General features: G+C 37.9%; 4 protein-coding genes. 2 read left to right on the top strand and 2 right to left on the bottom strand.

All coding sequences use genetic code 11. The features are described from left to right. Positions 1 to 44: 44 nt before the first annotated feature. The gene (locus EGI31_RS14190; RefSeq protein ID WP_255037884.1) at positions 45 to 1157 is read right to left on the bottom strand and encodes a PepSY-associated TM helix domain-containing protein; all 1113 of its coding nucleotides are present in this window, start codon (positions 1155 to 1157) and stop codon (positions 45 to 47) included. Between the two features lie 39 nt (positions 1158 to 1196). Between EGI31_RS14190 and EGI31_RS14185 the strand changes: the two genes are divergently transcribed. Further along, positions 1197 to 1430 (top strand): hypothetical protein, encoded by a 234-nt coding sequence (locus EGI31_RS14185; RefSeq protein WP_255037883.1) that lies wholly within the window; start codon positions 1197 to 1199, stop codon positions 1428 to 1430. Continuing rightward, the gene (locus tag EGI31_RS14180; protein ID WP_255037882.1) at positions 1424 to 1792 is read left to right on the top strand and encodes a type II toxin-antitoxin system VapC family toxin; all 369 of its coding nucleotides are present in this window, start codon (positions 1424 to 1426) and stop codon (positions 1790 to 1792) included. The genes EGI31_RS14185 and EGI31_RS14180 overlap by 7 nt, the downstream gene beginning before the upstream one ends. Positions 1793 to 1865: 73 nt before the next feature. Here EGI31_RS14180 and EGI31_RS14175 read toward each other — a convergent pair. Next, positions 1866 to 3329, bottom strand: a 1464-nt coding sequence (locus EGI31_RS14175) for a TonB-dependent siderophore receptor (protein WP_255037881.1), incomplete at its 5' end; no start/stop codon positions are given.

Here is a 3329-nt window from a genome sequence, read left to right as displayed (position 1 = left end):
CTTTTTGTCTAAAATAACTTGGGCTTTATTGTATATGTCTCCGTTCATGCTTTTACTTTATTTCTTCGTCCCCACCAAATCATAAATCCAGTAATTGGCAAACTTGCAGCCACCAAGGACAATAAAAATGCAAGGATCTTACCCGCAAAGCCCAATATACCGCCCGTATGGATATCGTAAGTCATCCTTATTAGTTTGTCTGCGAATTTTGCGTCTTTTAGTCTACCATATACGTGCTTAACTGGTATTTCTTTTAATGTGTACTGATCGAAATACCGATAGTCTGTGCTCCAATACATATCTTCCTTTGTGTTTACGTTTGCCCCAATTGTAGATGAATCTGATTCAATGGCGTGGACTTCAAGAGAAAGTGCATTAGGGTGTTCCTTTTTCATCTTTTCCCAAACCAAATCCGCGACAGGTTTTTTGAAAGATGTTGTAATGGGTTTTTGTGATATGGGTTCGGTAAAAAGTAGTTCTTTTTCACCCCCGGTAGCTGAATAAATGAGGTAAGTAAACCACTGTATACCAAAGAAAATACCTGTCACAGCGATAATGAGCAATAATGTAGAACTGTAAAATCCAAGGATATTGTGGAGGTCGTAATTCTTGCGTTTCCACTGAGTAGCGTCTTTCCATCTGAACCAAAACCGTTGTTTAGCGGCAGCTTTGTTCTTTGGCCACCAGAGAATAATACCTGTAATAAGCATAAATACAAAAATTAGTGTGGAATAAGAGGTAATAGGTTGCCCAATTTTAGGAGGTAACCAAAGATAATAGTGTCCGTTAAGAACCCAATGAAAGAACGTTTCCTCTATATTTTGTACTTGTAGTATCTTGGCGGTATAGGGATTATGGTAAATGATATAGTAATGTTCGGGGTCAAAACCATAAAATATGGCCTCTACACTTCTGCCTTTTCCTGGGTAATTGATGGCATGAAGGTGAGCCTTTGGTAATGCCTTTCGTGCTACATTTTCAAAGGCGGAGGGTGGTAAAATTTCTCGATTTTCTATTTTCGAAAACCTGAAAGTCTGAGTGACATCCTGAATTTCTTTTTGAAATGCATACAAACAGCCTGTTATGCTCACTATAAACACCACCAGCCCGGTGCTTAGACCGAGCCAGAGGTGTAGTTTTTGGATGATTTTTTTCATTATTTTTTTTATATTTGTAAAAAATAAAATGCTTTTGGAATGAGTGTCTACAAAGAAATATTTTTTCCGACCGAAGAGAATCACACTATTGAGTTACCAAAAAATATGTTTGGCAAAGAAGTAGAAGTGATTTTTACTGTTAGAGATTCAGTTACTAGTTTGCCAAAATCAAAAAAGCAGAGTTTAGATAAACTTTTTGAGCATTTCGGTAAAGGCAAGGAATTTCCATCGTTGGATGAAATTCGCAAAAAAAACTGGTCTCGAAAATGGTAATTTTTGACACCAATATTCTGATTGAAATTTATAGAGGAAATGAATCCATCAAAAAAGAAATTTACACACATAATTTCGAAAATGTTGACATTAGTGATATCACAGCTGCGGAATTTTTGATTGGAGCTAGAGACAAGAAAGAGCTTGTTTTAATAAAAAGAGCCTTAAATTTTTATAATTCAATTCCAATTAATACTTCCATTTCAGAGTTAGCTGTTCAACTTTGTGAAAAATTCACATTGAGTCATAAACCGTCCATTCCAGATTTACTTATTGCTGCAACCTCTATTCATTACAAAATTCCTTTGTTCACACTTAACAAGAAGGATTTTGTATATTTACCTAATTTGACTTTGATATAAACACCACCAGCCCGGTGCTTAGACCGAGCCATAGGTGTAGTTTTTGGATGATTTTCTTGAAATTCAAAACTTATCAAAATTTATAATTGATACTTAGACGAAAGTTTCTGTGGGCTTCAATTTGGTAATAATAAAACTTACTCCAAGAATAATAAGCACCTGAGAAAACGTCGGCATTGAACAGATTATTAACGTTCAGAGCAACACCGAATTTTCCGAAATTATAAGAGGTAGCGGCATCAAATTTTGTGTAAGACGGCATACTTGAATCTATCGATTTGTCATACTCGGCATACCAGGCTGATCTGCCAGCGGCGTGGGAAGCACCTAGCGAAAATCCTAAACCTTCGGCATTACCTGATGGAACTCTGTAGCTTAACCATGCATTGGCAATGCTTTTATCCGTTCCTGGTATTTGCGAGTTTACCTGCTTTCCGTCAGTATCTTTGGTTACTTTCCCATCGGTATAGGCGTAATTTAGGGTAACATCAAGACCTGTTACTAATTGACCTCTTACATCGAATTCTATACCCGAGGTTTGGGTTTGGCCCAATTGAATGGAGAAAAATTGGTGATTAGGATCTGCGGTTAAAACATTGTTTTTGGTGATTTGATAAACGGATGCAGAGGCAGTCCAACGGCCATTTAACCATTCTTTTTTTAATCCTAGTTCTTTGTTATTTCCTGTAATTGGGTCAAATTCTTTACCCTCAAATGTGGCACCAGCTTGTGGAATAAATGTCTCATCTATAACTGAATATACACTTGTGTTTTTGTTTAAGGAATAGCTGGCACCTATTCTAGGTGTAAACTTGCCGGCATCAACTTTTCCAGAGAATGGATCTTCATCGCCAGTGGTGGTGTATCTACCGGCTAATGTAAGTCTTAACTTATCATTCATTAGTCTGATTTCGTCTTGTGCATACAAGGCTGTATAAACGTTATTATAATGTACACCTCTTTGTTTGACGCTTAATGATCTGTCAAAAACGGTATAGGCCGTGGCGGGCACTTTTCCATAAACAGGTGCCGTGACTATAAAAGGTGCGGAGCCATTGATGGCTCCTGTCTGGTTCCAATCATGATAAAAGTCCTTGTTGCCCATGTCTACGCCAGCCAAAATCCGGTGTTTTATTTTGCCTGTTGCTACATCGCCATTTACAAAGAATTGACCTACTCTTATTTGACCCAAAATATCCCATACAGACTCGCTTCTTCTCAGAGTATCGCCGCTGATACTAGTTGGCCATAAGCTACTTCCTTCTTGATTGAACTGTAAATACGCAAGTTGTCCGGTTAACTTCCAGTTGTCGTTAATACTGTGCGACAATGTGGCTATAAACGAGTGGTCGTTTATTTTGGTAGGCGACATGTTGGATTCAAGTGTTGAGAAATTTACGGGTAGTGTGCCAATTCCATCGGAAGTGTAGGCATATGCAGACCCAAGTGGAGACATGTTTACATACTGATAGTTGTACTCTGTGGTTAAGGAAGTTCTTGGATTAATTTGGAATTTCAGCACTGGGGCTATCGATAC

Source organism: Lacihabitans soyangensis (genome assembly GCF_024343775.1).
GTDB lineage: Bacteria > Bacteroidota > Bacteroidia > Cytophagales > Spirosomataceae > Leadbetterella > Leadbetterella soyangensis.
This window is presented reverse-complemented; position numbering and strand designations above follow the sequence as displayed.